Annotated in this window: 1 protein-coding gene; it reads left to right on the top strand. The window is 42.6% G+C overall.

Features of this window, described 5'->3' with window-relative positions; translation table 11 throughout:
- A partial coding sequence (locus tag GT508_RS14365; protein WP_161144524.1) for an ISNCY family transposase occupies window positions 1-913 on the top strand: 913 nt, incomplete at its 5' end.
- Window positions 914-1,034: the final 121 nt, after the last annotated feature.

Consider the following 1,034-nt stretch of genomic DNA (forward strand, 5'->3'; position numbering starts at 1 on the left):
CATCCAGATCGATGCCACGCCTTACGAGTGGTTTGGGGGAAATATCAAATACGCCCTTCATGGTGCTATCGATGATGCTACCGGGCAGGTCGTCGGACTTTTCCTGACACAGAATGAATGCCTTTACGGTTATCTGGAAACCATGCGTCAATGCTGCTCTGATTTCGGCATCCCACAGACGGTTTATTCTGACAACCATACCATCTTCCGTTCTCCTAAAACCGGAAAGCTGACTGTTGATGAACTAATCGCAGGCAAGACTGTCCATCTTACCCAGTTCGGACGTTCCCTGCACGAATTGGGCATTGACCTTATTTTCGCAAAGACTCCTCAGGCAAAGGGGCGGATTGAACGTTTATGGGTCACACTGCAGAGCAGGCTCCCTGTTGAGTTCGCAAAACGTGGGATTACTACTGTGTCAGAAGCAAACCGTTTTCTGGAAACAGAGTACAGGGAACTTTTCAATCAGAGGTTTGCCGTTGAGCCGGAAGCAGAGTCTATTTTTGTCTCTGCCGCAAAAGATTTGAATCTGGATTCCATCCTTTGTGTAAAGCACACGAGAAAAACAGATGCAGCCGGGACATTTTCGTTTAAAAATCGGTGTTTTCAAATCCTAGATGAGGGATTTCCGATTATCAATGCCCGCCGTGAGATCACTGTATTAATTAACCCACGTTTTGGAATTCGTGTAGAGTACGGCGGACGAATCTATAATACCATCCGTTATCTGAAACCTCAGAACAAAAATGCCAATACAGAAGTTCCCCAAAAAGTGTCAAAAACAGTAGAACCACACCTTCAGCTGCGTCACAGCAGTGATGAATGGAAAGCAATCTGGTGGATGGAGGATTATAATCTGTCACTTAAATTTTTATATGAGCTATTTTTCGAGAAGCAGCAGTCAGCTTCATAAAAGGGCATTAGCCCTTTTATGAAAGTGACATTTTTTCAAATAAATTTCTATATTAAAAAGTGACATTTTCATAAGTTATTGACATTTTTACTTTTTATTTACAGGACATTCAGCTATAATA

This window comes from Dorea sp. BIOML-A1, assembly GCF_009875615.1.
Taxonomy (GTDB): domain Bacteria; phylum Bacillota; class Clostridia; order Lachnospirales; family Lachnospiraceae; genus Dorea_A; species Dorea_A amylophila.